This window comes from Christensenella sp. (assembly GCF_034927525.1).
In the GTDB taxonomy this organism is placed as follows: domain Bacteria; phylum Bacillota; class Clostridia; order Christensenellales; family Christensenellaceae; genus Christensenella.
The window spans coordinates 1-1,553 of the sequence record NZ_JAYFPU010000086.1; the positions used below are offsets into that span (position 1 = coordinate 1).

Annotated in this window: 2 protein-coding genes; both read left to right on the forward strand. The window is 46.8% G+C overall.

Features of this window, described 5'->3' with window-relative positions; translation table 11 throughout:
• On the forward strand, positions 1-844 hold an 844-nt coding region (locus VB081_RS03435; protein WP_323399450.1), incomplete at its 5' end, for a DeoR/GlpR family DNA-binding transcription regulator.
• Between the two features lie 60 nt (positions 845-904).
• Positions 905-1,553 (forward strand): ATP-binding cassette domain-containing protein (locus VB081_RS03440; protein WP_323399451.1); only part of this gene is annotated, 649 nt, incomplete at its 3' end.

Consider the following 1,553-nt stretch of genomic DNA (forward strand, 5'->3'; position numbering starts at 1 on the left):
GGATATCCGCAGCTTAAAGCAATGCTGCCGGATTATTTTAAAGAGTATGTTTAAAGCGGAACGTTTACAAAAAATAAAGAAAATCATATTTGAGCGAAAGCAGGTGGACGTTTCCACATTGAGTTCGCTTCTTAATGTTTCGGACGTAACCATCCGTAACGACTTAGAACAACTGGAAAAGACTGGTTTTATCATTCGTATGCATGGCGGCGCTGTGCTGAATGAAAGCACTACCCAGCAAGACCATGACAACGACGCTCTTTCCTTGAAAAACATCGTATATAACAAAGACAAGGAAGAGATCGGTAAAATCGCCGCCAGCCTGATCAAGGAAAAAGAATGGGTCTTTTTGGGGCCGGGCTCTACCTGTTATTTTATCGCCAAAGAACTCATGCAGCGTAAGAACATCAACGTTATGACCAACAATTTTTATGTGGTCAATGCGCTCTTTGAAAATCCTGCCATCAACCTTGTTGTCGCCGGCGGGACTGCCAACCACGAACGCTGCTGTACCTTTGGTGATATTTTTGCAAAAAGCATTGAAAGCATCTTTTTCAGCAAAGCTTTCTTTACGGTGGGCGGCGTCGATCTGAACGCGGGCTATACGTCTGTCGATTCCAATGAAGCAGAGCTCATCAAGACGATTGCGCAAAAGACGAAAGAATTGATTTTAGCAGTCGACCACACCAAGTTTGACAACATTGCGTTTATGCAGGCGGGCGACCTTGGCATGGCTAACACCGTGATTTCCAACAACAAAATGCCGGAGGCCTATAAACAGTATTATTCTGAAAACGGCATCCGTGCTTTTACTTCTTACGATTTAAACCAGATATCTTTGTGATCCAGCGTACAAACAGCGCTTCAATGCGAGGGGATTTTGATGGAGTCTGTTTTATTACAAATGAATCACATATCTAAGAGCTTCGACGATATGCTTGTTTTGAGCAATCTTAATTTTTGTGCGCAAAAAGGTGAAATACACGGTATCATCGGCGGGAACGCCGCCGGAAAATCTACGCTTGCCGAGATCCTCGCAGGTATTACGCAGCCGGACAGCGGCGAGGTGCTGCTTGACGGGAAGACTGTCCGTCTGAAAACGCGTAGCGATTCACAAAAGGCTGGGATATGTATGGCTTTTCACCAAATCGAACTTTTCCCTGACCTGACGATTTTTGAAAATATTGCCCTGGGCAAAGAAAACTCCATGTACGGCAGGCGTGTTTTTATGCCCAGCCGCAAACAAATGGTCAAGGAAGCGCAGTCGGTCATGGACGAGCTGGGGCTGTGCCTTGATCCGCACCAAAAGGTGACCGGCCTTTCCGAAGGGGAACGGCTGTTGATCCAGCTTGCACGCACGGTGATCGGCAATCCCCAGATCATTATTTTAGACGAAGTGACGGCGCTGCTCACCTCTTACGAGATAGAGAATGTGTTCCGTCTTTTGCACCGGCTCCGCGCGGAAGGAAAGTGTATTCTAGTCATTTCCCACCAGATCGAATATCTGCTCGGGCACTGCGACCGCATTTCTATTTTGAAGGACGGGGCGATCG